Here is a 23,841-nt window from a genome sequence, read left to right as displayed (position 1 = left end):
AGCAAAGTTCAGATTAAGTGCTAAACCAGCTTTTAAGCTGGTTTTTTATCGCCTAAAATTAGAATAACATCACTTTTAAGGCATTTTAAAGGTATATAGATAATACACATGAATATCTAACATTTATTCAAACGTAAAAAAGCGTGTTTTGCATACACAAAACACGCTTTTTAAAGCTTTAGCTAATTAAATCTAATTTTTTACAATGGCATTGTGATAAATATTTTGTACATCGTCACAATCTTCAAGCATATTTATAAACTTATCAAAGTTAGCAATAACTTCTTCGTCTTCAATTTCAATATTAACTTGAGGAATAAACGTAATTTCGTCTACTTCAAAGTTAATGCCTTCAAATGCGTCTTCAAGGGCAGTTTTAGCTTTAAAGTATTCTGTTGGCGGTGCAAATACCGATATTTTACCGTCCTCGGCTTCAACATCGCTAACATCAACATCAGCCATCATTAATGCTTCTAATACTATTTCGTCGTCATCACCCGCAAAGCCAAGTACCGCATAATGATCAAACATATGTGCTACGCAGCCAGGAGTACCAATTTTTGAGTCTGTTTTAGTAAACGGTAAGCGTACATCTTTAATTGTACGGTTCGGATTGTCAGTTAAACAGTCAACTATAACCATGCAATTACCAGGACCATAGCCTTCGTAACGGGCAACAGAGTAATCTTCCCCTGCGCCACCGGCTGCTTTTTCAATTGCTTTATCGATAACGTGCGCGGGTACTTGGTCTTTTTTAGCTTTTTCGATTAGACGGCGTAGTGTTTGATTTACTTCGGGATCGGGATCGCCACTTTTTGCTGCAACGTAAATCTCTTTACCATACTTTGAGTTTACTTTTGTTTTTGCATTAGCTGTTTTGATCATAGAACTTTGACGAACTACAAATGCTCTGCCCATTTTGTGCCCCTAATGAATACGTTACGTTTTGCGGTATTTTACCAATTCAAAACGTATTGGGCTAGGAACAAACGTTATTTTGTAATTTAAATAACGTAGCACTTATTCTTAAATAAATTTAATAGTACGCTATTTAACATAACTCTATTTTTTCAGAATAACTCTCAACTAATGTCACTAATTCAACAAAGTCATGTAAAACGTAATCTGCCTGATCGGCATAAGCAGGCGTTGACTCTGGAGCGTATAAACACGCGCGCATATTTGCATTGTGCGCAGCTTGAATGTCGTAAAGGTAATCGCCTACATAAAGTAAATTTCTGGCGTTAATGTTCCAAAGTGTAGCAATGGCATTTAAAGCGCTGGGATCTGGCTTTGCTGGGGCATCGCTTCGCGTTAAAACCGTGCTGATAGGGAGTGGATTATTTTGTAATTTAATTGCCGCTGCTTTATCAAAATTGCGAGTAACAATCGCCATCGGAATATTTTTAGACTTTAAAGCATGAATAGCTTCACTCACACCAGGTAATATACTGGCATGTTGTGCATCTATTAATTCGTGTTGGTGAACTATATTCATTGCCTCTTCACGCATATACGGTGAGGGCAACTGAGCAATGTAATCAAGTAAGTCTTGCTCGCAAGGGCAACCTATTTGGGCCTTTATTAATGCAAAATCTAATTCTGATGAAACCAATGTTCCATCTAAATCAAAAATCACTCCAAAAATAGCCTCAACCTGAGTAGTCATATCATTCCCTGAATTTAGTTATTACTAAATGAAATTTAAACATAAAATTCTCTACTGCTTATGCCCTAGGCTGGTAAATACAAAGGGATAAATGAAACTAACTATATTTAAATATTAATACGCACCATTATCAATCTATTGATAACAAAGTAATTTAAGTGCTTGATATATCATGCGCAAAAAAAGGTAAATATACAAATTGAACTCACAAATTTTACGTAAATTTACAAATAACAGATCAAACATGAACGCAGTTTAAACGTATGAAGAAAACGCGCACATAAACTGCTGTGCGCGTCGGTTGGGGAAGTTTTAAATATTAATTTTGCTCAAAGCGGGCTTCGAGCCAAGTATCATCTTGAGCAAAGTTTAAAGTTTTAATCTTACCTTTGCCCTCAACGTTTACCATATTTACCTGAGATGGCCATAAATCACGAAGTGCGCCATTACTCATTTTAATTCCTTCAATGTTTTCAGGAATTGGTGCTTCTTGGTAAACCCAAAAAAACTTACCATCAACTTGTGCCCCTACAAAGCTAAGTGGTAAAGGTTCGCCACTTAACGTTTGTAGAGCAACATGCGATTCAACATACTTAGCAAAACGTTGTTGGTCGGCTTTATTACTAATAATATCAATTTTGCCTTTAAACAATGTTCCTACGGCGTGTTCGGTATCATGTAAATAAAAGCGATGCATTAATTCAACATTATGCGTTCGTTTATTAAAAAGCACGGTTGTAACTGACGACTTTAGTTGATGCGCCATACTTGGCGCAGCAACTAAAAGGCAAACAATAATAAGCAAAAAGCGCATTATTGCTGCTCCTCACCGTCATCCTTTTCGTCTTTCTTCTCATCAGTTTTAAGCTCAGTTTTAATATCTTGCATGATATCGCGACTTACTTTAGCTTTACTCTTTTCCTTTTTAAACACTTCAATACGTGAAGGAATAATACGACGAGGGTAGTTATTATTTTCAACATCTACGTCAGCTGTTTCCCAGCCTGGATCGACAGTAACTGATACAAGCGGTTTGTTTTTATCGGTAACAATCAGCTTTTGAACGTTTTTATAATTACGACGCCAAATTTCAGCAGGAATATAGCGCTCTTCTTTAGTGCCATCTTCATATGTTAGCTCTAATAAAATAGGCATTACCAAACCACCAAGGTTTGAAAATTCCATAACGTAATAGTTTTTATCTTCTTCTAAAGCACGCTTAAGCGTTTTACGCTCCCACGGCTCTAAGCCTTTTAAAAACTTATTGTACGAGTTACGTTCTTTATTGGTTACAGTAAAACGGTCGTTTTCGTCATAAAAATCGGTAACATCAGAGTTTTTCTCAACCCATGTTTTTTTACCTTGTGCGCGGTTACGCTCAACAAATAATGAAGTAGGTTTGTCTGCTTCAATATCACGTAAACGGCTGTAATCAATATCAGGGTTTTTAGTGTCTAAACGTAGTTGATATACTTTATCTAAAGAGATATCTACATGGTCTGTGGTGTAAAACCAGCCACGCCAAAACCAATCTAAATCAACACCAGAGGCTTCTTCCATTGTACGGAAAAAATCAGCTGGAGTAGGGCGCTTGTATTTCCAGCGCTGAGCATACTCTTTAAATGCGAAGTCGAATAAGTCACGGCCTAAAATTACTTCACGTAAAATATTAAGGGCTGCTGCAGGTTTAGTATAAGCATTAGGACCTAAGCGTAATACACTGTCTGACTGAGTCATAACAGGTACTTGGTTTTCAGACTTCATGTAGCTCACTATATCGCGAGGCTCAACACCCCAAGGAATAGTAGGATCCCATTCACGACCAGCAACGCCATCTAAAAAGCTATTTAAGCCTTCATCCATCCACGTCCATTGGCGCTCATCTGAGTTAACAATCATTGGAAAGTAAATATGACCCACTTCATGAATAACTACGCCAAGTAAAAAGCGCTTTTCAGCTTGAGAATAAGTACGTGTACCATCATCTTGTAACTTAGTACGCGGGCCGTTAAAGGTAATCATTGGGTATTCCATGCCGCCAACAGGGCCATTTACCGATTGCGCAGTTGGGTATGGGTAGTCAAAAGAATACTTAGAGTACACTTCCATTGTGTGTACTACCGCTTCAGTTGAGTACTTCTCCCATAAGTCACCACCTTCTTTAGGGAAGAACGACATTGCCATAACTAAAGGCTGAACGTCACCACCTTGCTGATAACCCTTTGCATCCCACATAAACTTACGAGACGATGCCCAAGCAAAGTCACGTACGTTTTGCGCTTTAAAGTGCCACGTTTTAGTTTTGTCGGTGCCTTCTTTTTCGTTTTCTAGCGCTTCTTCTGCGTTAACAATAAACACAGGACGCTTAGATGTTTCGGCTTGCTTTAAACGTTTACGCTGAGTACTTGTAAGTACTTTGCTCGCGTTATCAAGTTTACCTGTTGCCGATACAATGTGATCTGCCGGAACAGTAATCTCAACATCGTAATCACCAAACTCAAGCGTAAACTCACCAGAGCCTAAAAACGGTTTGTTTGTCCATGCTTCGTAATCGGTATAAGCCGCTAAACGAGGAAACCACTGAGCAATTAAGAATATGTCGTTGCCGTCTTCTTCAAAGTGCTCGTAACCAGAACGTGCACCCACTGCATCTTCTTCAACAATGTTGAAGGCAAAGTTCATGCTAAATTCTACTTCTTTACCTGGTTTTAATGGCTCGTTTAAATCGATGCGCATTAAGGTATCAACTACAGTTACGCGTAGCTCTTTACCATCGTCATCTTTTACGCCACTGATTGTATAACCCAGTTCGTTGTCGCTCATAAATTGCTGGCGACGTAATTCACCTAAACTTAATTTAGCGGGCTTTTGAGCTGGTAGGCTTTCTAAAGTGCTTTTAAATGTTTTTGTTGTTTCGGCAATAGAGTCACTTTTAAAAATATTTTGATCTAACTGTAACCATAAATATTTAAGCGTATGTGGTGAGTTATTTTTATATTCAATGCTTTGGCTACCGGTAATGCGGTGCTTTTTTTCATCTAGCTTCACATCAATATCGTAATTTACACGTTGCTGCCAGTATTTTTCACCTGGTTCGCCAGCGGCACTACGATAAACATTGGGTGTAGGAAGTGCTTCGTCTAATTGACGAAATTTATCAACAAAAGAACCTTTTGTTTGCTCAACCGAAGACGCCATAGCTGCACTCGATATTGCGAACGGCAATACAAAAGCACTTAGCGTAAGACCTATTTTTTTCATTGTTAGTCCTAATATAATTTTGTGAGCGTACTTTGACAAATATACCAGTTAGCTTCAATAAATTAGCGACCAAGTACCGTATTTTTAGGGTGATGTTCACTTAGTTTTTTAGATTGGAAAATACAATTATTTTGTAACAAAATACGAATAGATAAAAACTGTAAAGGGGGTTTACAAAATTGGGTTTTAATAATGGTTTTGATCGGTTAAATACAAAGTCCCAGAACTTAAAAAAATATCATTCACTTTATATATATTGCTAAAAAAGTATTGCTTTGGCATTACTAGGTAAACCATTAATCCTACGTATAAGTATTACTAATGCGCAACAAGTAAAATGGCCTAAAAGCCCTTTCTACTGAACAAAAACACAGTGAAACGAGTAAATAATTGGCTCAAATATTGCCGAACTTCATTAATATTCGCTATTTGTACGATAAATAACAAATAGTGTAATTTTAGGTTGATCTTTAGTGCTGTTTATATTTAAAATCGCCAACCTTTTTATTTGAGGCAAATAAATTCGTCACATTTATCCTCAAATTAATATCGATTACTAGCAAGAAATGCGGTGGGCTTATGGATTTTTACATCCTAAAAAAACAACAAGAACTAATTGCGATTCCAGCAAGTGAGAATAACTGTAAGCAGTATCTCGATTCGGGTTATTTTTATATCGATAAAGTAGCAGCGTGCAACGAAACTAATGCACTAAAGGCGCTACACGCAAAACAAACTAAAACGTTAAAAATTCCATTATTAATGGCACTTTTAGCATTACCGGTTGTTTTTTCAGCTTGGTACAGTTTAACCTAACGTAATGCATGCCTTAGGCTTGCATCTTTAACAGCCTTGGGTATATTGGCGCTCTTACGGTTTTATTAAGAGCGCGACATGAAAGTCCTCCACACCTCAGATTGGCACCTTGGCCAACAATTTTACGAACACGATCGCCGTGTTGAACATCAAGCTTTTTTTACATGGTTATTAGCCACTCTTGTTGAACAACAAATAGACTTACTTTTAGTTGCTGGCGACATTTATCATACAGCGACTCCAAGTGCTAGCGCTGAAAATCAGCTTTATCAATTTATTAAAGACGCCAAAAAAGCATGCCCACTATTACACGTAGTGATTATTGCGGGTAACCACGACTCTGCAAATCGTATTTTGGCAGCTCAGCCATTACTTGCACAGTTTGATACTCACGTAGTAGGGCGCTTTGATGTCGCAACACCCGATGAAACTGTTATTACCATAAATACCAATGGTAAACGCGCTGTAATCGTCGCTATGCCATTTTTACGCGCAAGTGATGTAAGTTTACTTAGCCAAACCGAAAACGGTCCTAGTTATGCTCAAGGCGTTTCAAAAGCTTACGAACTTGCACTAGAGCAAGCTACTAATATAAACGAGCAAAACTCACCATTAATAGTTATGGGGCATTTACACGCAAAGGGCGGGGACATCTCAAGTGATTCTGAGCGTAACTTAGTAATAGGTGGTGAAGAGTCTATTTCAGCCAATGTATTTGGTAAACAAGCCAACTACGTTGCCCTTGGGCACTTACACAAAGCGCAACAAGTCGCTAAAAGTGATGTTATTCGATACAGCGGCACACCTATCCCTATGTCGTTTTCAGAACGTAACTACACGCACCAAGTAAATGTTGTTGAGTTTATTATTGATGAAAAACAACATATTAGTACAACTGTAAACCCCCTTTACATTCCGCGCTCTGCCGATGTAATTATTTTACCAAAGGGGGAGTGTGTACCATTAAGCGAACTATGCGAGCAAATTAAAGCGCTCGACACTGCACAAAATACAATAGCGCCTTATTTACGTGTAAAGCTTAAATCAAGCGATACCGACACCACCTTCAGAGAACAAATAGAACAAGCACTTGAAGGTAAGCATATTAAATTTTGTGGTATTGAACGTGTACGTGAGCAATCAGCGCAAAATGACGACAACACCGTATTTGAAGATTTAAGCGAAGTTGAAATGCTCAACCCACTAAACCTATTAGAACAAGCATTCGCAAACGATAAAGACATGGCAGGGCAAAGCGTACCCGATGAGCTAAAAGCACTTTTAAGTGACGTGATAAACGAGCTAACGGAGCAAGAACAACTATGAAAATAACCGCAGTTCGTATTCATAATTTAGCTTCAATAGTTGACGCTGAAATAGACTTTACTAAAGCCCCATTAAAAGATGCAGGATTGTTTGCTATAACAGGCGATACCGGTGCTGGTAAAAGTACCTTTTTAGATGCTATTTGTTTAGCCCTTTATACAAAAACAGCGAGGCTGCGCGGTGATAAAGGTAACTTAATTGAGTTTAACGGCGACAGCATTAAGCTTAATGATGCGCGAAACTTGCTACGCAGAGGTACATGGGAAGGCTACGCCGAGGTCGACTTTTTAGGACAAGATAAACAGCTTTATCGTGCGCGCTATACAATTGCACGAACTCATAAAAAAGTAACAGGCAAACTTAAAGTAGCAGAGCACACTTTAGTAACCCTGCCAGACGAAACCCTTATAGCTGACAAAAGCCACACAATAAAAGAAGTGGAGAGTAAAATAGGGCTTAACTTTGAGCAATTCTCCCGTGCCGTACTTTTAGCACAACATGAGTTTGCTGCGTTTTTAAAAGCCACTGGCGATGAGCGAGCGCAACTTTTAGAGTGCTTAACAGGTACCGATAAATTTAGCCGTATTGGCGTGCGTATTTTTGAGCGCCATAAAGAGCAAGTAGCAAAGCTTGAAGCGCTTAAAGCTGGTCTTGAAAGCTATACTTTGTTAACGAGCGATGAACTTGAGCTACAACAAACCAAGTTAACCGATTTAAAAGCGCAAACCGAACACACTAAAAAAGAGCTATCCAAAACCGAAAAAGCACTTAACTGGTATCAGCAAGCTACTGTACTTGAGCAAAACTTACTGCAAGCACAGCAAACCCAGCAACAAGCAAGCTCAGCGCTTGAAAGTATCGTTGAGCAAAGCGAGCAGGCAAAACAAGCTAAACAAGCGCTTGAAATAAAAGATAACCGCAGCCGTTTTAATTTGTTAACCGATCAAAATACGGCTTTGGATCAGCAAATAACATCGCTTAAAAGTGTTGATCATTTAGCGGTAATTAACGAGCGTAATACCGCGCTTACTAAACACACCGAGCTGCTTAATAACGCCAATGAGCAAAAACAAAATGCAGCGCCCGTTATAGCTAAAGCGCGAGAGCTCGATAGCAATATAGCCTTGCAAACTCAAGCTGTAAAAGGTACTGAGTCGCAAATAACCAAAGAGCAATCTCAATTAGATGAGCTCAAACAACAGCTTAAACAAAGCAATAGCGAGCTTGAACTTGCTAATACCGACTCAGCTAAAAGCCAGCAATGGCTTAATGAGCATGCACAGCTGCATGTTTTAGCAAAAGACTGGAGCTACTATCAGCAAAGCTTTAATACTTACTTAAATGCACAGCAGCAATTAACCGCAAACCTTGCACAAAGCCAAACTCTTAATAGCGAGCTTGCAAGTCAGAGCGATCTTTTAAATGCGCAAAATAATAAAGTGCAGCAGTGCGAGGTGGCACTTAGTGGTGAGCAATCAACTTTACAGGCATTAAATACTCAGCTTAATGAATTTAATGCAGAGCACTGCGACGCGCAGCTAAAAAGTATTGATTACTTAAAAGAGCAGCGAGAGCGCTACGGGCAATTTAACGCAGAACTAAAACAAAGCACTCAACGCCAACAAGTACTTAATCAGCAGTTAAATGAAAGCCAGCAAGCCCATGCTTTACTTAATCAGCATTTAATAACCAGTGAGCAAGCGCTTAAAGGCAGCGAGTACGCACTTAACCAAGCGCGCTTAAGAGCCAGCGAAAACGTAGAACATTTACGCACAGAGCTTCGCCCTAATGAGCCTTGTTTAGTGTGCGGCGCAACTGAGCACCCGTATGCGGTAAATCAAAATCAGCAATTAAATAACTTAATTACTGATTTTGAGAATGCTTTTAATATAGCTAAAAAGCAATTTGACTATGCACAAAGCGAGCTGCATAAGCACCAAACTCAACATGCCGTATTAACTGCTGAACACGGACAACTTGAGCAAATAATACAAACAGCAAAAGCTAAACAGCTCGACATTAAAAATACCATGCAAGGTGCACGCACCGAGCTTAACGACTTAACGCCTGATCAGCTTGAAGTAACTTATAAGCAGTTAACGGAGCAAAAAGCGCAATACTTTGAGCAGCAAAAACGCCAACGTACACTGCAAACTAAAGTAAATGAGCTACTAGCAGCACTTAAAGCAGAGCAGCAAGTACAGCAGCAACTTAGTAATAAACACCTTGAGCTTACACATCAGCAAAACCAAATAACGAGTAAGCATAGCGAACTAAGTGCGCAAATTAACGAGCTCGGTACAACGCTTAATAGCCAATTTGAAAACAGTGATTTTTGGCAGCAACTACAAGCCAATACGCTTGAGCTTACCCAGTTGCACGAGCAAGTTACGCAGTATCAGCAAACTCAAATGCAACTTGAGCAAAGCCAAAAACGTCAAGACACAGCTAATGAGCAAATAAAGCAGCTCACACCGCTTATAAGTAACAACGAACAATCGTTAAAAGCACTTAATGAAGAGTTTGTAAAAGCTAAAGAGCTATTAAACGCTACGCAAAGTGAGCGCTTAGCTTTATTTAATAACGAGCAAATAAGCGCAGACGACTACCAAGCAAAACTTACAAGTGCGCAAGAGCAAATGCAATCGCAGGTTCAAGCGAGTCAAAAAGCCTATGACGACGCTATAAAACAACGAGATGAGCACGCTATAACGCTTAAAAATGTTGAGCAACGCTTACTTGAAAACAGCCAAGAGCTAGCAACGCTTGAGGCACGTTATAACCAGTGGTTTACTGACTTTAAAGCGCAATATAGCAATGCAACGCACGAACAGGTCAAAATTTTACTAACGCTCAGTAGCGATACTATTAAAGCGCATTTAACTCAGCACGAGCAGTTAACTCAAGCCCTAACAGATGCAAACGCCGCATTAAAACAGCAGCAACTTACGCTTGAAAAACACAACAGTAGCGATAAACCAACGCAAAGTGCAGAGGCTTTAAGTACGCAACTAAGCAGCTTAAACGAGCAACAAACGCAGCTGCAAAATTCATTACTAGCAACTAATACCGCTATTGAGCAACACAACCAAAACGCAAAAGCGCTTGAAGGTAAGCAGGCTGAGTTAACTAAACTTAAAACGCAGGTTGAGCAGTGGCACTTGCTTAATAAAGTATTGGGTGATGCAACGGGTAAAACCATGCGTAACTTAGCGCAAACACAAACGTTAAAAATATTACTGCACTATGCCAACAGCCATTTAAAAACACTCAACAAACGCTACGAATTAACCGCCATAGCGCAAACGCTCGACATTGCGATTATCGATCGCGACATGGCCGACGAGCAACGCTCTGTTAATACACTCTCAGGCGGGGAGTCATTTTTAGTATCGCTCGCACTTGCACTTGGTTTAGCATCGCTTTCGTCAAACAAAGTACAAATCAATTCTTTGTTTATTGACGAAGGGTTTGGTACGTTAGACAGCGAAACCCTAAGCATTGCAATGGACGCTTTGGATTCTTTGCAAGCACAAGGCAGAAAAGTAGGCGTTATATCGCACGTAACACAAATGAGCGAGCGTGTAGCCACTCAAGTGCATGTAGCCAAAAAGCCAGGTGGATATTCCACAGTTGAAGTTTTATAAGCAACATTACTGAAAACAAGGAGATACAATGCCAACGTTTACAGGCGAGCAAGCAACACAATACGATAGCCGCATAACCCGTTTAGTTCCTGGTTATGAATTATTACATCAGCTCACTAATGCGCAACTACAAGCAACGCTAAGCGACAATGCACATATTTTGGTAGTAGGGGCAGGCACAGGCAAAGAAGTACTTGCACTGGCTGCACTAAACCCTACATGGCAATTTACTGCGCAAGATACATCAGCCGATATGCTTGCTATCGCACAGCAGCAATTTGATGAACAAGGCATAACAAGCCGCGTAAATATTCATAATGGCCCAGTTGATAAATTATCGGTTAAAGCCGATGCTGTTTTATGTTTATTGGTAATGCATTTTGTAGAGGATAACGGCGATAAAAAAGAGTTATTAAAAGCGATTAAAGGCAGCCTTAAAAAAGACGCCAACCTTTATATTGCAGATTTAATGCGCCCTGAAACTTCATTTGAGCGCGAAGCCCAGCTTACAACGTGCGCGCAATTGGGCTTAACCGAAACAGGTAAAACACAAACAGGGCACGACTTAGAAAATGAGTTTTACCCGCTTGATAGAATGCGCTTTAGCGAACTGCTAAATGAGTGCAAATTTGGCATTCCGAAGCTGTATTTTAAAGCTCTAGGCTTTAGTGGGTATGTAGTTTAAGTTTTACAAGCTAAACAAGCACCCGCTATTTAGCACCAATAAAAACACCGAGTGAACAAACTCGGTGTTTTTATACGTAGGTCGGTTAAGCGAAGCGCCACCCGACGCTCTAATATTAACATTACTTGTACTAGCTCAGCTTCTTACTGTGCCAGTAAACTTAACCAATCTCTCCAAGTGCTTTAATTGCAGCTTGTGCTTTATCTGTTTGTACAAAAATATGATCGTGATAAAACGCAGCAACCACATTAGCGCTAATGCCATGCTCAGTTAGCTTTGCAGATACCGCAGCAGTTAGCCCAACGGCCTCTAAACTTGAATGTACGTTAAGAGTGATTAAATTATATTTACCCTCGTAAGTAATACCTGCTTTATCGGCGGTTTCAGCTTTTAAAATAAGGGTTAGCCCTTCTTCTTCAACATAAGTGGCAAGTGGCTCTAAATGAACATAATCGGCCAATTTACCAGCTAAACAGCAAAATATGTACTCACCTTGTTTAAGCACAGGCTGCATTGATTTTAATAATTGGTTTAACTCTAAAATTCCGGCCATGGTCGTTCCCTACAATGTGTTATTTAACCTGAACTCTGGTTAAGATATTTACTAACATATTAAATTATTTTGATATTTAAATTTATTTTCTCTAGCCAGAGATTTTCAGTGAAAGCAAGGCGAATTTACGCGTCAATAGCTGGCCTATTGCAAGTAAATTCAACGCAGTTAGCGCTGAAAATAGCTGCTTGAGATAGATTTATTATCCAGAGTTCAGGTTATTTAGTCATTTTTAGCTGCGCGACTAGCTCGCTTAATCTCGCAATTTTTATATTACTTAGTTGCCTGTAATCAAAATATGGGCACACAATAATGTTGTTACTGGTGTCTATTGCAAACTCGTCGTCGAGCCAATCAAATTGTGCATGTAACTTACCTTGTTGTAATAAGTTTTTAGCGTGCGTACGACCGGCAATTATGTGTAACTGGTTTTTATTGCTAGTAGCTTTATTTGCACACGTAATAGTAATGTTGGGCGCGCTAAATAGCAGGGCGTTTTTACTATTTTTTTGCAGTAAATACTCATCGCGATATTGTTGCCAAGTAGGGGCTTGTTTAGCAAATGAATAATGCTCACTTGGCAGGGCAAATAGCACTTTTGCGTACACGTTAAACACTTTGCGCCAACCATTACCACAGTGCTGGTTTATGGTATTTATTTGCTCATTTATAACCGGTTCTAGGCATTCAAGTGTTTCAAAAAACGGCATTGGCGGCGCTTTTGCTACGTATACCGCCACGCTAAATTGCGTATCACCTAAGCCAACTAATTGGGTATTCAAGTTAGTTAGCCTTGTTTTGCGCTAAAATACGGTCGAGGTTATTTGCAAAGTTTTGGCGATCGGTTTGGCTAAGTGGCGGCGGCCCACCACTCATTTCTACGCCACTTGAGCGCATGGTATCCATAAAGTCTCGCACGTTAAGTATTGAGCGGATATTCTCGGTGGTATAAAGCTCGCCACGCGGGTTGAGTGCTTGCCCGCCGTTATCAATTACTTCACTTGCTAGCGGAATATCGCCCGTAATAACTAAATCGCCTTTTTCAATACGTTTTACTATTTCGTCGTCGGCTACATCAAACCCCGACGATACTTGAACGCGGCTTATGTATTTTGACGGCGGAATACGCATTGCGTGATTAGCCACTAAAATAGTCTCGATTTTCATACGCTCTGCAGCTCTAAAAAGTATTTCTTTTATAACAACAGGACACGCGTCTGCATCTACCCAAATTTTCATGCTATGGTCATTTTTATTGCTTTAGAATTAATATGATCCTATAGCAAAATTTTTTAATCGGCTAGCAAACTTTATATCCATCTATATTTAGATAATACGTACTATTTATGTAATTTAAAAAGGAGCTTACATGAAGGCTATTAAATACGGTTTACTTATTACAGGGCTATTTTTTCTTAGTGCTTGCACCAGCCCTCCTGAGGGAATAACACCCGTTAAAAACTTTGATATACAAAAATATAAAGGCAAATGGTTTGAAATAGCACGGCTCAATCACTCATTCGAAGAAGGTATGGAGCAAGTTACCGCGACTTATTCAATTAACGACGACGGCACAGTAAAGGTCCTTAACAAAGGGTATTTAACGGATGATAAAAAATGGGATGACGCCGAAGGCTTAGCCAAGTTTGTTGAGGGCACTGACACCGGGCATTTTAAAGTCTCGTTTTTTGGTCCATTTTATGGCGCTTACGTGATTTTTGAACTTGACCAACCCGATTATCAATATGCATTTATAACCAGTTACAACAAAGATTACTTGTGGTTTTTATCGCGTACACCAACGGTTAGCAAAGAGCTTAAAGAACACTTTTTAACTAAAGCTAAAGAGTTGGGCTTTGCTACCGATGAAATAATTTGGGTTGAGCAATAAACAATGTAAAGCCCCTTTACAGTAGTAATAAAAGAGTCACCTAACTGTAAAGTAACTTAAATATATTATGGTTATATTGTGTGTACTTGCCGTGAGACAGTAAGTATTGGAAACACTGAATATCCCCTATTGTTGGCAAGCTATATAGCTTGCCATTTTTTTTGCCTAATCTATGGGAAAGTAACGGATCACGTTTTTACTAACTAAGGCTAGTTTAATGCTAAAAACAACCCACTTAGTACAACTAACACGCTATTTAAAACACTAAACCACTTTACGTAGCCTACTAAAAAATTATAAAAAACCATTATAATTAAGACACTTAGGCTCATAAACCCGCAAAATAGTAATGTTCCATATCCACCTTGAGTAACTATACAAAGCACCAAGCTTAGTAAAATACTGATCCAAGCAGCTAATAGCAGCTTTTTACGTTGGGATTCTGTAGGGCGTTTTTTAAATACATCTTTAAAATGATTATACTTAGCCAGCGCAAAACAGTTAAAACTGAGCAGGCATAGGCTAAACCCAAGTAAATCAATCATGGTTTTTGCCTTTTAAGGTTATTAGATTGACTAGGGCTGATTATTTTTGAGTTGTTTTTAGCAGTACGTAATTTTTCGGTTTGTATAAAAAATAATATACTAAATAACAAAAACAGTGCATCAAAAGTAAATAAAGCCCACTGTTTGTGCATCAAATAGCTAACTATATTACCGTTAGTTGTAAGTGCATTAATAACCGGTACGCTTAAACATGCAACAGCATTTATAGCTGCCATAACTCGCCATTGCAGTGTGTCGCGCTTTATAAGTGCTAAAAGAGCAACCGCTAGCCATGTTAAAAAGAACGCGAGTATTTCTTTATCGGCGCGCTCTGCGGTAGTTGGGCTAAGTAGTCTGTTAGCAATAAAAAATGCACACGTTGCCAGTGGAAGTCCCATAATAGTGGCTAGGTTTAACCCTTCAACTAGTTTTAAACCAAACGAAGGTTTAACGTTATTTTTAGTTCGCTCGCGAATTCGCTTAGCCCACATAATACAGCCAGAGCCAATCATTACACAGCCTGCAATACCGCCTAATACGTATAACCAACGCAGTAACCACGTAGCTAAACGCCCTGTATGCATTGAATTAAGTGATTCGTAAAGCGCTTTGCTGCTAGTTAGCTCGTCATCAGTTTTAGCAACCATTTGCCCTGTAGCACCACTAAATATTAAGCGTGGTGCTTGGTCACGCAGTGTTTTACCTGCGCTTACCAATACGGTAATTGTTGAAGCTGCCATATTTGGTTGGTTAACTTGTACGCGAGTAATATCTGCATGAGGCCACTTAGTATAAACCTGATCCAAAATGCTTTGAATCGGCACCATTGATGATTCGCCTTCGGCTTTATCGGTCATGGTGTTGCGAGGGGTTACATCGTTAAAAAAGCCACGCATGCCGTTATCGTAAGACGTTTGCGCAGGGTAGGGAAACAACATAAATATGAGCGTAATCATGCCCGTGTAAGTAATCATTAAATGAAAAGGCAGGGCAAGCACAGAGCTTAAATTGTGGGCATCTAACCATGTACGGCTACCTTTATTACGTCTAAAACTAAACATATCTTTAAAAATACGCTTATGAATAACCACACCCGATATAATGGCAATTAGCATAAAAAAGCTAGCAAAGCACACAATCCAGCGTGCGGTTATTGCATCCATGTAATGTAAATCATAGTGCAGCCGATAAAAAAAGTTACCACCTTTAGTATCTACAAAGGGCTCAAGCTCTTTCATGGTATTAGGGTTTAACTGTGTGTTTTTAAACTGGCTGCGGCGCTGGCCTGGCTCTTTTGGCTTTGCATAACCATAAATTAAATAAGGAATACGCGGCTCAGGCAGAGTAATACGCCAGTTTGGTGAGCTAGCACCATGGCTAGCTAGGTAATCGAACCCTGTAATTATTTGCTGCTTTTGCGCTTCTATACGCTGTGTTTGGGCTTGTACATTATGTATGGCAGGTTGATTCCACAGCGTTATTTCATCTCTAAAAAAGCTAAGTGTTCCCGCAAAAAATATTAAATATAATAACCAACAAACGAGTAACCCTACCCAAGTGTGTAACCAAGTCATCGATCTAAAAAAGCTGTCTTTCATACCCAACCCTTTAGTAATACAAGCAATCCGATAAACGCACCTGTACTTAGTAAAATACTGATCCACACTTTTCTTAATGATTTAACGCTAAAGGCATAAATAAATACTACGGCATAAATTAAAATGCTGATTGAAACACTAAACAGTACAGCGTCTTGCTTAGCTATTGGCAATACAAAACTTAATAACGCAATACTTGCAGAGGTAAAGGCATAGCCACCAATTATGGCAATAAAAAAACGTAAAAATACCAAAACTCGATAACTGCTTACGCTTTTTACTATAAGCGCAATTACGTTAACCTTATCGAATGGCGCACTGTGCAAAGGTGCCTGCATAGTTAATTAATCCCTTTATTTAAAGCTGAGGATAAAACAAAGGCGCTATTATATATGTTACAAATACAAAAGATAGCTATTCTCATTTGTAGTCATTAACTTTTAAGTAAATTATGCTTACTTACTTAATTACTTAGTAAAATACTGATCTGTTATTGTTTAATGATATTGCACAGGCTGTATGTAAAGCTTAAGGTTAATAAACTGAGTAAAAATAAAGAGTGAAATAACGATGAGCGATCACGAAAAACTAAATTACGTAGAGTTTCCTGCATGCGACTTACCCGCAACTAAGGCCTTTTTTAGTCATGTATTTAATTGGCAGTTTACTGACTACGGCCCAGAATACACGGCGTTTAGTGAGCAGGGGTTAGATGGTGGGATTTTTCAGGCTCCATTAAAATCACTAACTCAGCATGGGGCAGCATTACTTATTTTTTATAGCGACGACATACACGCAACCTTTAAAAAAGTAGAGACATTTGGCGGAGTAATATTAAAACCTATTTTTGAGTTTCCTGGCGGTTGTCGGTTTCACTTTACAGAACCAAGTGGTAACGAATTTGCGGTATGGGCGAAAGAACACTAGGTACTATAAGGGCTGTAGGGCATTTAGGCTTAAAGATCAGGATTTTACTAACTAATCGCCATTTTAGATAAAATAAACCGATTTTTTACCAACTCATTTATCCTAAATGGCCATTTAGGATGAAAATTAAGCATTTAAGGCCAAATAAACATGAATAGTCACCAATTAATAGACCAAGTTAGTAAATGCGTGATCTGTGATCCTCATTTACCTTTAGGGGCTCGACCTGTAATACAATTTAACCCAAACGCACGTATTTTAATCGCAGGCCAAGCACCGGGTATAAAAGTTCACGAAACAGGCGTGCCGTTTAACGATGCAAGCGGAAACCGCCTACGAGAATGGCTTGGGCTAACACGTGATGAATTTTACGACGCTAATAATATAGCAATTTTACCTATGGGCTTTTGCTACCCGGGTAGGGGGAAGTCGGGTGATTTACCACCGAGAAAAGAATGTGCCCCAGCATGGCGCGAGCAATTATTGGCTGCACTACCAAATATTGAGCTGACAATAGTATTAGGTAAATACGCGCAGGCGTATCACTTACCGGAGACTAAAAAAATGCCACTTACGGAGTTAGTAAAATCGTGGCGTGAGTATTGGCCAAATTATTTAGTGCTTCCACACCCCAGTCCGCGTAATAATATATGGCTTAAAAAGAATCCATGGTTTGAGCAAGATGTACTTCCAGAACTGGGTAAACGCATTGCTACTATTTTAAATAAGTAATGCTTCTAGCATTAGGATTTATTGTAAAGGGGCGTTATACCAATCCGCAATAATACTTAATCATTTTGCGGGGCTAAACGTGTCGCTACCTGTGTTAAAAAATTCTCATTTAGAACAACTAAATAGCGAATTTTTTGCCTAGCTATCAACACGTTTTTCCATCCTCAAAATAGATCACTTAATTAAGCGAATTGGTATACAGTTAACTTAAAAATTAACACTCCAATTAAAAACAATAACAAACGAGGCTGTTTAATTTGAATGCATCTATATTAACTGAAGTAATACTTCCGCTCGCTCTTGCACTTATTATGTTTGGTATGGGTCTTGGGCTCACAACAAACGATTTTACTCGTCTATTTAAAAGCCCGCTTGCCATTGTTATGGGTTTAATAGGCCAACTTGTAGCAATGCCTTTATTAGCATTAGGGCTGTGTTATTTACTTAACCTACCAACGCCTATCGCTATTGGTTTAATGATATTAGCTGCCTGCCCAGGCGGTACTATGTCAAATGTAGTAAGCCAGCTTGCTAAAGCTAATTTAGCGCTTTCGGTAAGTTTAACCGCTGCCTCTACCGCAATTAGTATAATAACCACACCGTTTATTATTGGCTTTGCTATGAGTCAGTTTGCCCCAGCAGACGATGCTACTTTTTCTATTTTAACTACTTCATTAGGGCTATTTTTTATTACCTTAGTGCCAGTTGCTATAGGCATTTGGTTACGTCACTTTAAAAGTGATTTTGCCATTAAAGCAGAGCCGTTTTTTAGACGCTTCTCGTTGTTTTTTATGCTTATGATGATTGCCGCACTAGTAATAAAAGAGCGCGATTTATTAGTTAGCTCATTTAACGATGTATTTTGGGCGTGCATAGCACTTAATATTGGTTCAATGGTTGTTGGTTGGTTAATTGCTAAGTGTTCAAAATTAAATTTAACTGATTCGCTGACGCTTTCAATTGAGGTTGGAATTCAAAATGCATCGTTAGCTATTTTAATTGCTATTAGCTTTTTGAATAAACCAGAATACGCGGTTACCGGTGGCGTGTATGGCCTTGCTATGTTTATAGGGCCACTGCTATTAATTGGCGGGTTAAAGCTTAAAAATAAACGTACCGCTAGGGCTGTTAACTAGGACTTTTAATTAGGGCATGTTGACCAAGTTACTTTAATTTATGGCTGCGGATAACGTAGCCGTAAACTCCAGTCTAAAAATACCACCTGTTAAATGTATGCTCAGCACCCATCGCGTCAACAAATTGTAGGCTCACAAAAGACTCTCAAGCTTGAATATTGCACTAGGGGCTGAGCTTGTTTGCGCGAGGAGTGAAGCTTCTAATTACTAAGGCGCATTTTAGGATGGGATAAGAGTGTAAGTAATACGGTGAAAAACAGTTAATTATTTGGTTACTAAAACAGCGCCTCAAATATGATGCGCTACTTTAAAACTTACTATTTGGTTTGCATGTTTTTAGCGCGTTCTTCTGCATCTATTAATGCTTGTGATTTAGGGGCGCGTTTTTTCTCTTCTATTTTGGGCTTTTCAGCCGAGTCAGGATCCCAGCTTGAGTCCAACGATAAGTTAGCAAATGGATTGTTACTGTCCGCTTTTTTAGGCTCAATTACTGGCTCATTAACTAGCGGTGTTGTTTGTGCTTGCTCAGGTATCGCGTCTTCTTTTTTAGGCATCGGCTTTTCACCAGGTAACGGGGCATCTGGGTTAAATGTACGCACCTCTGGTTCTTTAAAGTCTTGCTCGGTTGTATACGTAGTCGATTGAGCGTCAGATATTTGCTCTGGAGCGTGTAAATCTATAACCGGCTCACTCGCTGTTACTGACTCAGGAGTAGTAATAACCGGCTCTACAGTGTTATGTTCGGCTTCTATTGGCGAAGATTCCGTTACTTGCGCTGTATAGTGCTTACGTTGTTTTTTTACTGGCTTTGCATCTGGGTCAAAGTCGCGTACCTCTGGCTCATTAAAGCTGCTGGCATTTTTAATGCGCTCTAAGGTTGTTTTAGCGGCGGCTTCAAACTCGGCGGTATTAGGCTCTGGTTTTTGTTTTACTTCGTTAAACGTAGCGGTACTTGTTTGCTCTAAAGTATCTGCTGGCTCCATTTGTGCAGACTCAATTTCACTTGTTTGCGATGGAGTAACTACGTTGTTTTGCTCATCTGAGATCTGCGTTGTTGTATGTTCAATATCAGTATTTTGCGCTGTGTTAGTAGGTTCCACTGACTCTTCATTTGTCGCTACGCTGCTCTCAACTGCTTTATTATTTTGAGTTGCTTCGTTAATGACGACAGGCTCAATCTTTGGCTCTTTTGTTGTTTGTACTGGCTTTGTTGCTTTAATTTCAGGTTTAGCTGGCGTAGCAATTTTTTCTGATTTAACTTCAGGTGGAGCCGCTATAGTCGGTTCTGCCATCGTTTTACTTTGTTTTGCACGGCGCAGGCGCACGACTACCATAGCGCCAATAAGTACCACTATAACAAGTATTAAAGTGGGTAAAAGTAACGAGCTTGGGCTTTGTGCTACAGGTTGCGGCGCAATTACAGGCGCTGGTTTAGTTAACACCGGTGCTGGTTTTACAAGTACAGGCTTTTCAGACGCAGGTTGAACGCTTTGCTCTGGCGTCGCCGGTTTTACTTGCTCTATCACAGCTTCGTTTTTTTGCTCTGTAACTACTTGCTCGGGTGCTGCTTTTGTTGGCTCTGCATCAATTACTATTTCGTTACTGTTGGTATTTAGCTGATCGTTTATTTGTTGTTTTTGATCATTAGTTAAATTAAGGGTTTGCTCGTTGATGCTTTCTTTAACAGCTTCTTCAGTAGGTTTAATTACAGGGGCAGGTTCAACAATTTTAGGTTGTGGCTGAGTAATAATAGTCGGCTCAGGCTCTATTATTTGAGGCTTAGGTTGTGCTTGAATTTCTTTTGGCTTATTACAGTTGTTTTTGTAATCACGCGCAGCTTTACGATATTTTTGACTCGCTTTATTATTACTATTTTGCTGCATTTCTTGTTTAATTAAAATGCACATAGCTTCGTTGTATGCAGCACTTTGCGCACTATAAAATAAGGCAAAGCAAAGGGTAAATCTAATTAGTTTTGATATCATGAAGTTATGCGCTTAAATATTAATAGTTTGATTTTAAGCGCAAAATTAAAAATTATCCAGAGTAATACAACTAATCAATAACCATAAGGCTGCGATATTCATCGTAAGCAAATTGGTCGGTCATACCGCTTATATAATCTTGGATTAATCTACAACGATAATAAAACTCGTATGCCGCAAAGTGATCGGGCTCTTCTTGCATCGCATCTATTGCGTGTTGGTAACTATTTAAGTGCTTTTTAGAGAGCTTTTTAATAAGTCGCGACTCTATTAATAAACGTGAATCGCCATTTAGTGCACGCTTAAAGTCATCCTTGTTTAGTAGCAGTAATGGTTTATAGCAATCGAGCAAACCATTAATTATGCGATACCCTTGTAGCTCTAATTTTTCGACTTCTTTGTTTGAAAATACATGCTCAAGCGCTACCTGCTTTAGTGTTTTAGTTACTGCATGTAGATGGCTTCTATCTTCTAAAAGCGCTTGGTTAAAATCGCCATGGTAAATAGGTTCTATATTTTCGATAAAGCGTTTTGCGGCGTGATTTACTAGCGGATGTAGCAATGCAACCCGCAGGTATATAAAAAATTCACTATTAAAATTATAGGGTTGTGCTTGTGCACGCTCTAGTGCGTAGTCTACGGCTTTGTCTACAAAATTTTGATGTTGAGCGTCGTCGATTAATAGATTTATTAATACTTTTTTGTAACTACTTTTAAGTTTTTCGCACAGCAACTCAGTGCTTATTATGTCTTTTTCTACGGCGTCTTCTATGTCGGCTAGGCAATACGAAATGTCGTCGGCGGCTTCCATTATGTAACTTGCAGGATGGCGGCAGTAAGGCTCAATAGTGAGCTCTTTTTGTAGCGCTTCAACAAAGTTTTTTTCGCTGTAGTAGTAACCTACTTTTTTCATTAAATAGTTTTTATTTTGCGGAGTGTCTTTTACATCAAGCCCAGCAGGGCGAGTGTATTTTAAAATACCAGCACTCTGGCTGTAGGTTAAATTAAGCGTTTGCAAAGAATGAATTATACGTATGCCTTGAGCGTTGCCCTCAAAGTTACAAATATCGAGCGCAAGGTGTTTAAAAACAACACCTATACCGGTGTTTGGTTCTTTACAGCGTTCGGGTGTTACGCTTGCTAGGTTGTTATTAAACCAGTGGTTAATAGCCGCTTCGCCAAAATGTCCAAACGGTGGGTTGCCTATGTCGTGCATTAGGCAGGCCATTTCTACTAAGCTTTCTAGTGGGCGCTCTAGGTCGGTTAAGCCGTAATCTTTTTGTTGCTCATAGCTTAAATTAGCAAAAATACGTTGCACTATAAAACGACCAACCTGTTGTACTTCAAGCGAATGGGTAAGGCGAGAGCGCACAGCTGCGTTGCGCTCAAGCGGAAACACTTGTGTTTTTTGCTGCAGCCTGCGAATAGCGGCACTGTTAATAATACGTCCACGGTCGCTTTCTAGCGCCATCTGTAAGTTAGAGGTTGTGCGGTACATTCGTGCTGGCGTTATTTTTTTACTAAAATCTATGGTCATCTTTATACTTGTCCTTTTTTACAATTGATGACTGGCATAGTTTTTAGCACATAGTCATTTGTCTTTAATATACAGGGTTTAATCTATCAGTTTGTATCATAAAGTAACAACTTGCTTTAAAATAATTTTTTGAGTAATTGTTGTGCATTTATAGGTGTTTATAATGAAACAGTGGATTTTAAAGGCAGTATCAATTTGCCTAATGTTAGGAATGAACAGCGCATTTGCTGCAAAAGAGCAAACTGTGGTGCTTGTATCAATTGATGGCCTGCGTTGGGATTATATTGAAAAACACGGCGCGCCAAATTTAAAAGCAATGGCCGAGCGCGGTGTTCGCGCACAAAAGCTAATACCTGTTTATCCAACTAAAACGTTTCCTAATCATATTTCTATTATTACGGGCTTACTGCCGGTAAACCATGGCATTGTTGATAATAGCTTTTGTGATAAAGCGCGTAAGAACGACTGTTACAGCATGGGCAAAGCATTAGGCGATAGCACATGGGTAAAGGGTATTCCGCTTTGGAATTTAGCAAAAATGCAGGGGCTTAAATCGGCTACTTATTTTTGGCCTGAGTCAGATGCATTATTTAACGGCATGACACCAGATTACTTTTATCACTATTCTAAATACAGCGATTACCAAAGCCGTGTTGATCAAATTATTCAGTGGTTAAGTTTACCAAAAGCACAGCGCCCACGTTTTATTGCGAGTTACTTTTCGCTAGTTGATAGCATGGGCCATGAATTTGGGCCAGACGCACCACAAACGCGTGATGCAGTTAAACAGCTTGATGAATTAATGGGGCAATTACAAACTCGCTTAAGTAAATTAGAGCAAGAGGTAAACTTAGTTATTGTGTCGGATCATGGTATGACGAGTATAGATCCAGATAAAAGCATTGATGTAACCACACTGCCTCAAGATGAAAACTTTTTAGTTAAAAATACTGGTCCACGTTTACTTATTTATACTCAGCCTGATGCTAAAAACGCTGATATTGAAGGTTACAAAGCACGTTTACGAGATGCGTCAAACGGTCGTTATACAGTATTAACTGACGAGCAATTAGCAGCGTATCATTACAATAAAGGCACTCGCGTAGGCGATATTGTGGTGCAAACTACAGCGCCAGCGGTATTTACCAATGGTAAAAAACCAACCTATTTAGGGACTCACGGTTATGCATATACCGAGGATATGGCAGCATCATTTATTGCTGTAGGCCCTGCATTTAAACAAGGTGTAAGCCTTAAAGAAGTAAATAATCTTGATATTTACCCAGTACTGGCAAAAGTGATGGGACTTAAATTGTTAAACAAAGTAGATGGCAATGGTAAAACATTAATGCCAGCAATTAAGCAAAAAATCGTTGTGCATTAGCTTAATCTAAAAGAGCGCGTAAGCGCTCTGCAGGGAAGAACATGTTAAAACTTTAAAGTGGGCTATTTAGCCTAATGCCGATCAGTTAAGAAATATTTAACGATCCATTGACCGATCTTCTGGTTAGTTTATAAAGGCTTCTGAATTTA

21 protein-coding genes are annotated in these 23,841 nt (G+C 39.2%); 9 read left to right on the top strand and 12 right to left on the bottom strand.

Going from position 1 to position 23,841, the window contains the following annotated elements; genetic code table 11:
* Window positions 1-192: 192 nt before the first annotated feature.
* From AAEY62_RS15055 to AAEY62_RS15040, 4 genes are all read right to left on the bottom strand, one after another.
* A complete protein-coding gene (locus AAEY62_RS15055; RefSeq protein WP_024591562.1) occupies window positions 193-918 on the bottom strand; it encodes a YebC/PmpR family DNA-binding transcriptional regulator in 726 nt (241 codons plus the stop codon).
* A gap of 133 nt (window positions 919-1,051) precedes the next feature.
* A complete protein-coding gene (locus AAEY62_RS15050) occupies window positions 1,052-1,669 on the bottom strand; it encodes an HAD family hydrolase (protein ID WP_007583617.1) in 618 nt (205 codons plus the stop codon).
* Between the two features lie 319 nt (window positions 1,670-1,988).
* Window positions 1,989-2,483: a DUF6702 family protein gene (locus AAEY62_RS15045; RefSeq protein WP_024609288.1), complete on the bottom strand. Its 495-nt coding sequence runs from the start codon at window positions 2,481-2,483 to the stop codon at window positions 1,989-1,991.
* Window positions 2,483-4,930: a M1 family metallopeptidase gene (locus tag AAEY62_RS15040; RefSeq protein WP_197173468.1), complete on the bottom strand. Its 2,448-nt coding sequence runs from the start codon at window positions 4,928-4,930 to the stop codon at window positions 2,483-2,485. Before AAEY62_RS15040 ends, AAEY62_RS15045 begins: the two co-directional genes overlap by 1 nt.
* A 579-nt stretch (window positions 4,931-5,509) precedes the next feature.
* Between AAEY62_RS15040 and AAEY62_RS15035 the strand changes: the two genes are divergently transcribed.
* From AAEY62_RS15035 to AAEY62_RS15020, 4 genes are all read left to right on the top strand, one after another.
* Entirely contained in the window at window positions 5,510-5,746 is a 237-nt protein-coding gene (locus AAEY62_RS15035) for a hypothetical protein (protein WP_002959190.1), read from the top strand.
* 78 nt (window positions 5,747-5,824) lie between these two features.
* On the top strand, window positions 5,825-7,072 hold the full coding sequence (locus AAEY62_RS15030; protein ID WP_024591559.1) for an exonuclease SbcCD subunit D C-terminal domain-containing protein: 1,248 nt from the start codon (window positions 5,825-5,827) through the stop codon (window positions 7,070-7,072).
* Window positions 7,069-10,719 (top strand): AAA family ATPase, encoded by a 3,651-nt coding sequence (locus tag AAEY62_RS15025; RefSeq protein ID WP_350635251.1) that lies wholly within the window; start codon window positions 7,069-7,071, stop codon window positions 10,717-10,719. Before AAEY62_RS15030 ends, AAEY62_RS15025 begins: the two co-directional genes overlap by 4 nt.
* Before the next feature lie 28 nt (window positions 10,720-10,747).
* Window positions 10,748-11,404: a class I SAM-dependent methyltransferase gene (locus tag AAEY62_RS15020; RefSeq protein WP_350635249.1), complete on the top strand. Its 657-nt coding sequence runs from the start codon at window positions 10,748-10,750 to the stop codon at window positions 11,402-11,404.
* Window positions 11,405-11,564: 160 nt separating this feature from the next.
* Here AAEY62_RS15020 and AAEY62_RS15015 read toward each other — a convergent pair whose 3' ends face one another.
* The 3 genes from AAEY62_RS15015 to AAEY62_RS15005 all read right to left on the bottom strand — a co-directional run bounded on the left by AAEY62_RS15015 (window position 11,565) and on the right by AAEY62_RS15005 (window position 13,196).
* Entirely contained in the window at window positions 11,565-11,957 is a 393-nt protein-coding gene (locus tag AAEY62_RS15015; RefSeq protein WP_350635247.1) for an ACT domain-containing protein, read from the bottom strand.
* A gap of 218 nt (window positions 11,958-12,175) precedes the next feature.
* Entirely contained in the window at window positions 12,176-12,739 is a 564-nt protein-coding gene (locus tag AAEY62_RS15010; protein ID WP_024591556.1) for a DUF6942 family protein, read from the bottom strand.
* A gap of 1 nt (window position 12,740) precedes the next feature.
* Window positions 12,741-13,196, bottom strand: a complete 456-nt coding sequence (locus tag AAEY62_RS15005; protein WP_007376692.1) for a YaiI/YqxD family protein — start codon at window positions 13,194-13,196, stop codon at window positions 12,741-12,743.
* A 130-nt stretch (window positions 13,197-13,326) separates the two neighbouring features.
* On the opposite strand from AAEY62_RS15005, the gene AAEY62_RS15000 reads away from it, so the two are divergent.
* Window positions 13,327-13,848 (top strand): lipocalin family protein, encoded by a 522-nt coding sequence (locus tag AAEY62_RS15000; protein ID WP_007376693.1) that lies wholly within the window; start codon window positions 13,327-13,329, stop codon window positions 13,846-13,848.
* Between the two features lie 209 nt (window positions 13,849-14,057).
* On the opposite strand, the gene AAEY62_RS14995 is transcribed toward AAEY62_RS15000, so the two are convergent.
* Genes AAEY62_RS14995 through AAEY62_RS14985 form a run of 3 tightly spaced genes read right to left on the bottom strand, consistent with a single transcriptional unit; the run spans window position 14,058 to window position 16,329 of the window.
* Window positions 14,058-14,393 (bottom strand): DUF3325 domain-containing protein, encoded by a 336-nt coding sequence (locus AAEY62_RS14995; RefSeq protein ID WP_007583595.1) that lies wholly within the window; start codon window positions 14,391-14,393, stop codon window positions 14,058-14,060.
* Complete coding sequence (locus AAEY62_RS14990) at window positions 14,390-15,991, bottom strand: PepSY-associated TM helix domain-containing protein (protein WP_024591555.1); 1,602 nt, start codon at window positions 15,989-15,991, stop codon at window positions 14,390-14,392. Before AAEY62_RS14990 ends, AAEY62_RS14995 begins: the two co-directional genes overlap by 4 nt.
* Window positions 15,988-16,329 (bottom strand): hypothetical protein, encoded by a 342-nt coding sequence (locus AAEY62_RS14985; protein ID WP_024591554.1) that lies wholly within the window; start codon window positions 16,327-16,329, stop codon window positions 15,988-15,990. The genes AAEY62_RS14990 and AAEY62_RS14985 overlap by 4 nt, the downstream gene beginning before the upstream one ends.
* A gap of 232 nt (window positions 16,330-16,561) precedes the next feature.
* On the opposite strand from AAEY62_RS14985, the gene AAEY62_RS14980 reads away from it, so the two are divergent.
* The 3 genes from AAEY62_RS14980 to AAEY62_RS14970 all read left to right on the top strand — a co-directional run bounded on the left by AAEY62_RS14980 (window position 16,562) and on the right by AAEY62_RS14970 (window position 18,786).
* Complete coding sequence (locus AAEY62_RS14980) at window positions 16,562-16,918, top strand: VOC family protein (RefSeq protein WP_024591553.1); 357 nt, start codon at window positions 16,562-16,564, stop codon at window positions 16,916-16,918.
* Between the two features lie 150 nt (window positions 16,919-17,068).
* The gene (locus AAEY62_RS14975; protein ID WP_024591552.1) at window positions 17,069-17,650 is read left to right on the top strand and encodes a uracil-DNA glycosylase family protein; all 582 of its coding nucleotides are present in this window, start codon (window positions 17,069-17,071) and stop codon (window positions 17,648-17,650) included.
* Window positions 17,651-17,907: 257 nt separating this feature from the next.
* Window positions 17,908-18,786: a bile acid:sodium symporter family protein gene (locus AAEY62_RS14970; RefSeq protein ID WP_024591551.1), complete on the top strand. Its 879-nt coding sequence runs from the start codon at window positions 17,908-17,910 to the stop codon at window positions 18,784-18,786.
* Window positions 18,787-19,103: 317 nt separating this feature from the next.
* Here the strand turns inward: AAEY62_RS14970 and AAEY62_RS14965 are convergent, their stop codons facing one another.
* A complete protein-coding gene (locus AAEY62_RS14965) occupies window positions 19,104-20,771 on the bottom strand; it encodes a hypothetical protein (RefSeq protein ID WP_024591550.1) in 1,668 nt (555 codons plus the stop codon).
* 70 nt (window positions 20,772-20,841) lie between these two features.
* Window positions 20,842-22,308, bottom strand: coding sequence for a dGTPase (gene dgt, locus AAEY62_RS14960; RefSeq protein WP_101163538.1), 1,467 nt, complete (start codon window positions 22,306-22,308; stop codon window positions 20,842-20,844).
* A 163-nt stretch (window positions 22,309-22,471) separates the two neighbouring features.
* On the opposite strand from dgt, the gene AAEY62_RS14955 reads away from it, so the two are divergent.
* On the top strand, window positions 22,472-23,692 hold the full coding sequence (locus tag AAEY62_RS14955) for an alkaline phosphatase family protein (RefSeq protein ID WP_024591549.1): 1,221 nt from the start codon (window positions 22,472-22,474) through the stop codon (window positions 23,690-23,692).
* Window positions 23,693-23,841: the final 149 nt, after the last annotated feature.

It is taken from the genome of Pseudoalteromonas sp. GW168-MNA-CIBAN-0100, from assembly GCF_040309225.1.
Taxonomy (GTDB): Bacteria; Pseudomonadota; Gammaproteobacteria; order Enterobacterales; family Alteromonadaceae; genus Pseudoalteromonas; species Pseudoalteromonas arctica.
This window is presented reverse-complemented; position numbering and strand designations above follow the sequence as displayed.

Excerpts from the sequence above, each read along its gene's own strand:
- dgt (WP_101163538.1), bottom strand. The coding sequence starts at position 22,308 with ATGACCATAGATTTTAGTAAAAAAATAACGCCAGCACGAATGTACCGC.
- AAEY62_RS14995 (WP_007583595.1), bottom strand. The coding sequence starts at position 14,393 with ATGATTGATTTACTTGGGTTTAGCCTATGCCTGCTCAGTTTTAACTGT.
- AAEY62_RS14980 (WP_024591553.1), top strand. The coding sequence starts at position 16,562 with ATGAGCGATCACGAAAAACTAAATTACGTAGAGTTTCCTGCATGCGAC.
- AAEY62_RS15020 (WP_350635249.1), top strand. The coding sequence starts at position 10,748 with ATGCCAACGTTTACAGGCGAGCAAGCAACACAATACGATAGCCGCATA.
- AAEY62_RS15025 (WP_350635251.1), top strand. The coding sequence starts at position 7,069 with ATGAAAATAACCGCAGTTCGTATTCATAATTTAGCTTCAATAGTTGAC.
- AAEY62_RS14965 (WP_024591550.1), bottom strand. The coding sequence starts at position 20,771 with ATGATATCAAAACTAATTAGATTTACCCTTTGCTTTGCCTTATTTTAT.
- AAEY62_RS14990 (WP_024591555.1), bottom strand. The coding sequence starts at position 15,991 with ATGAAAGACAGCTTTTTTAGATCGATGACTTGGTTACACACTTGGGTA.
- AAEY62_RS14985 (WP_024591554.1), bottom strand. The coding sequence starts at position 16,329 with ATGCAGGCACCTTTGCACAGTGCGCCATTCGATAAGGTTAACGTAATT.
- AAEY62_RS15055 (WP_024591562.1), bottom strand. The coding sequence starts at position 918 with ATGGGCAGAGCATTTGTAGTTCGTCAAAGTTCTATGATCAAAACAGCT.
- AAEY62_RS15015 (WP_350635247.1), bottom strand. The coding sequence starts at position 11,957 with ATGGCCGGAATTTTAGAGTTAAACCAATTATTAAAATCAATGCAGCCT.
- AAEY62_RS15045 (WP_024609288.1), bottom strand. The coding sequence starts at position 2,483 with ATGCGCTTTTTGCTTATTATTGTTTGCCTTTTAGTTGCTGCGCCAAGT.
- AAEY62_RS15040 (WP_197173468.1), bottom strand. The coding sequence starts at position 4,930 with ATGAAAAAAATAGGTCTTACGCTAAGTGCTTTTGTATTGCCGTTCGCA.
- AAEY62_RS14955 (WP_024591549.1), top strand. The coding sequence starts at position 22,472 with ATGAAACAGTGGATTTTAAAGGCAGTATCAATTTGCCTAATGTTAGGA.
- AAEY62_RS15000 (WP_007376693.1), top strand. The coding sequence starts at position 13,327 with ATGAAGGCTATTAAATACGGTTTACTTATTACAGGGCTATTTTTTCTT.
- AAEY62_RS15050 (WP_007583617.1), bottom strand. The coding sequence starts at position 1,669 with ATGACTACTCAGGTTGAGGCTATTTTTGGAGTGATTTTTGATTTAGAT.
- AAEY62_RS15035 (WP_002959190.1), top strand. The coding sequence starts at position 5,510 with ATGGATTTTTACATCCTAAAAAAACAACAAGAACTAATTGCGATTCCA.
- AAEY62_RS15030 (WP_024591559.1), top strand. The coding sequence starts at position 5,825 with ATGAAAGTCCTCCACACCTCAGATTGGCACCTTGGCCAACAATTTTAC.
- AAEY62_RS14975 (WP_024591552.1), top strand. The coding sequence starts at position 17,069 with ATGAATAGTCACCAATTAATAGACCAAGTTAGTAAATGCGTGATCTGT.
- AAEY62_RS15005 (WP_007376692.1), bottom strand. The coding sequence starts at position 13,196 with ATGAAAATTTGGGTAGATGCAGACGCGTGTCCTGTTGTTATAAAAGAA.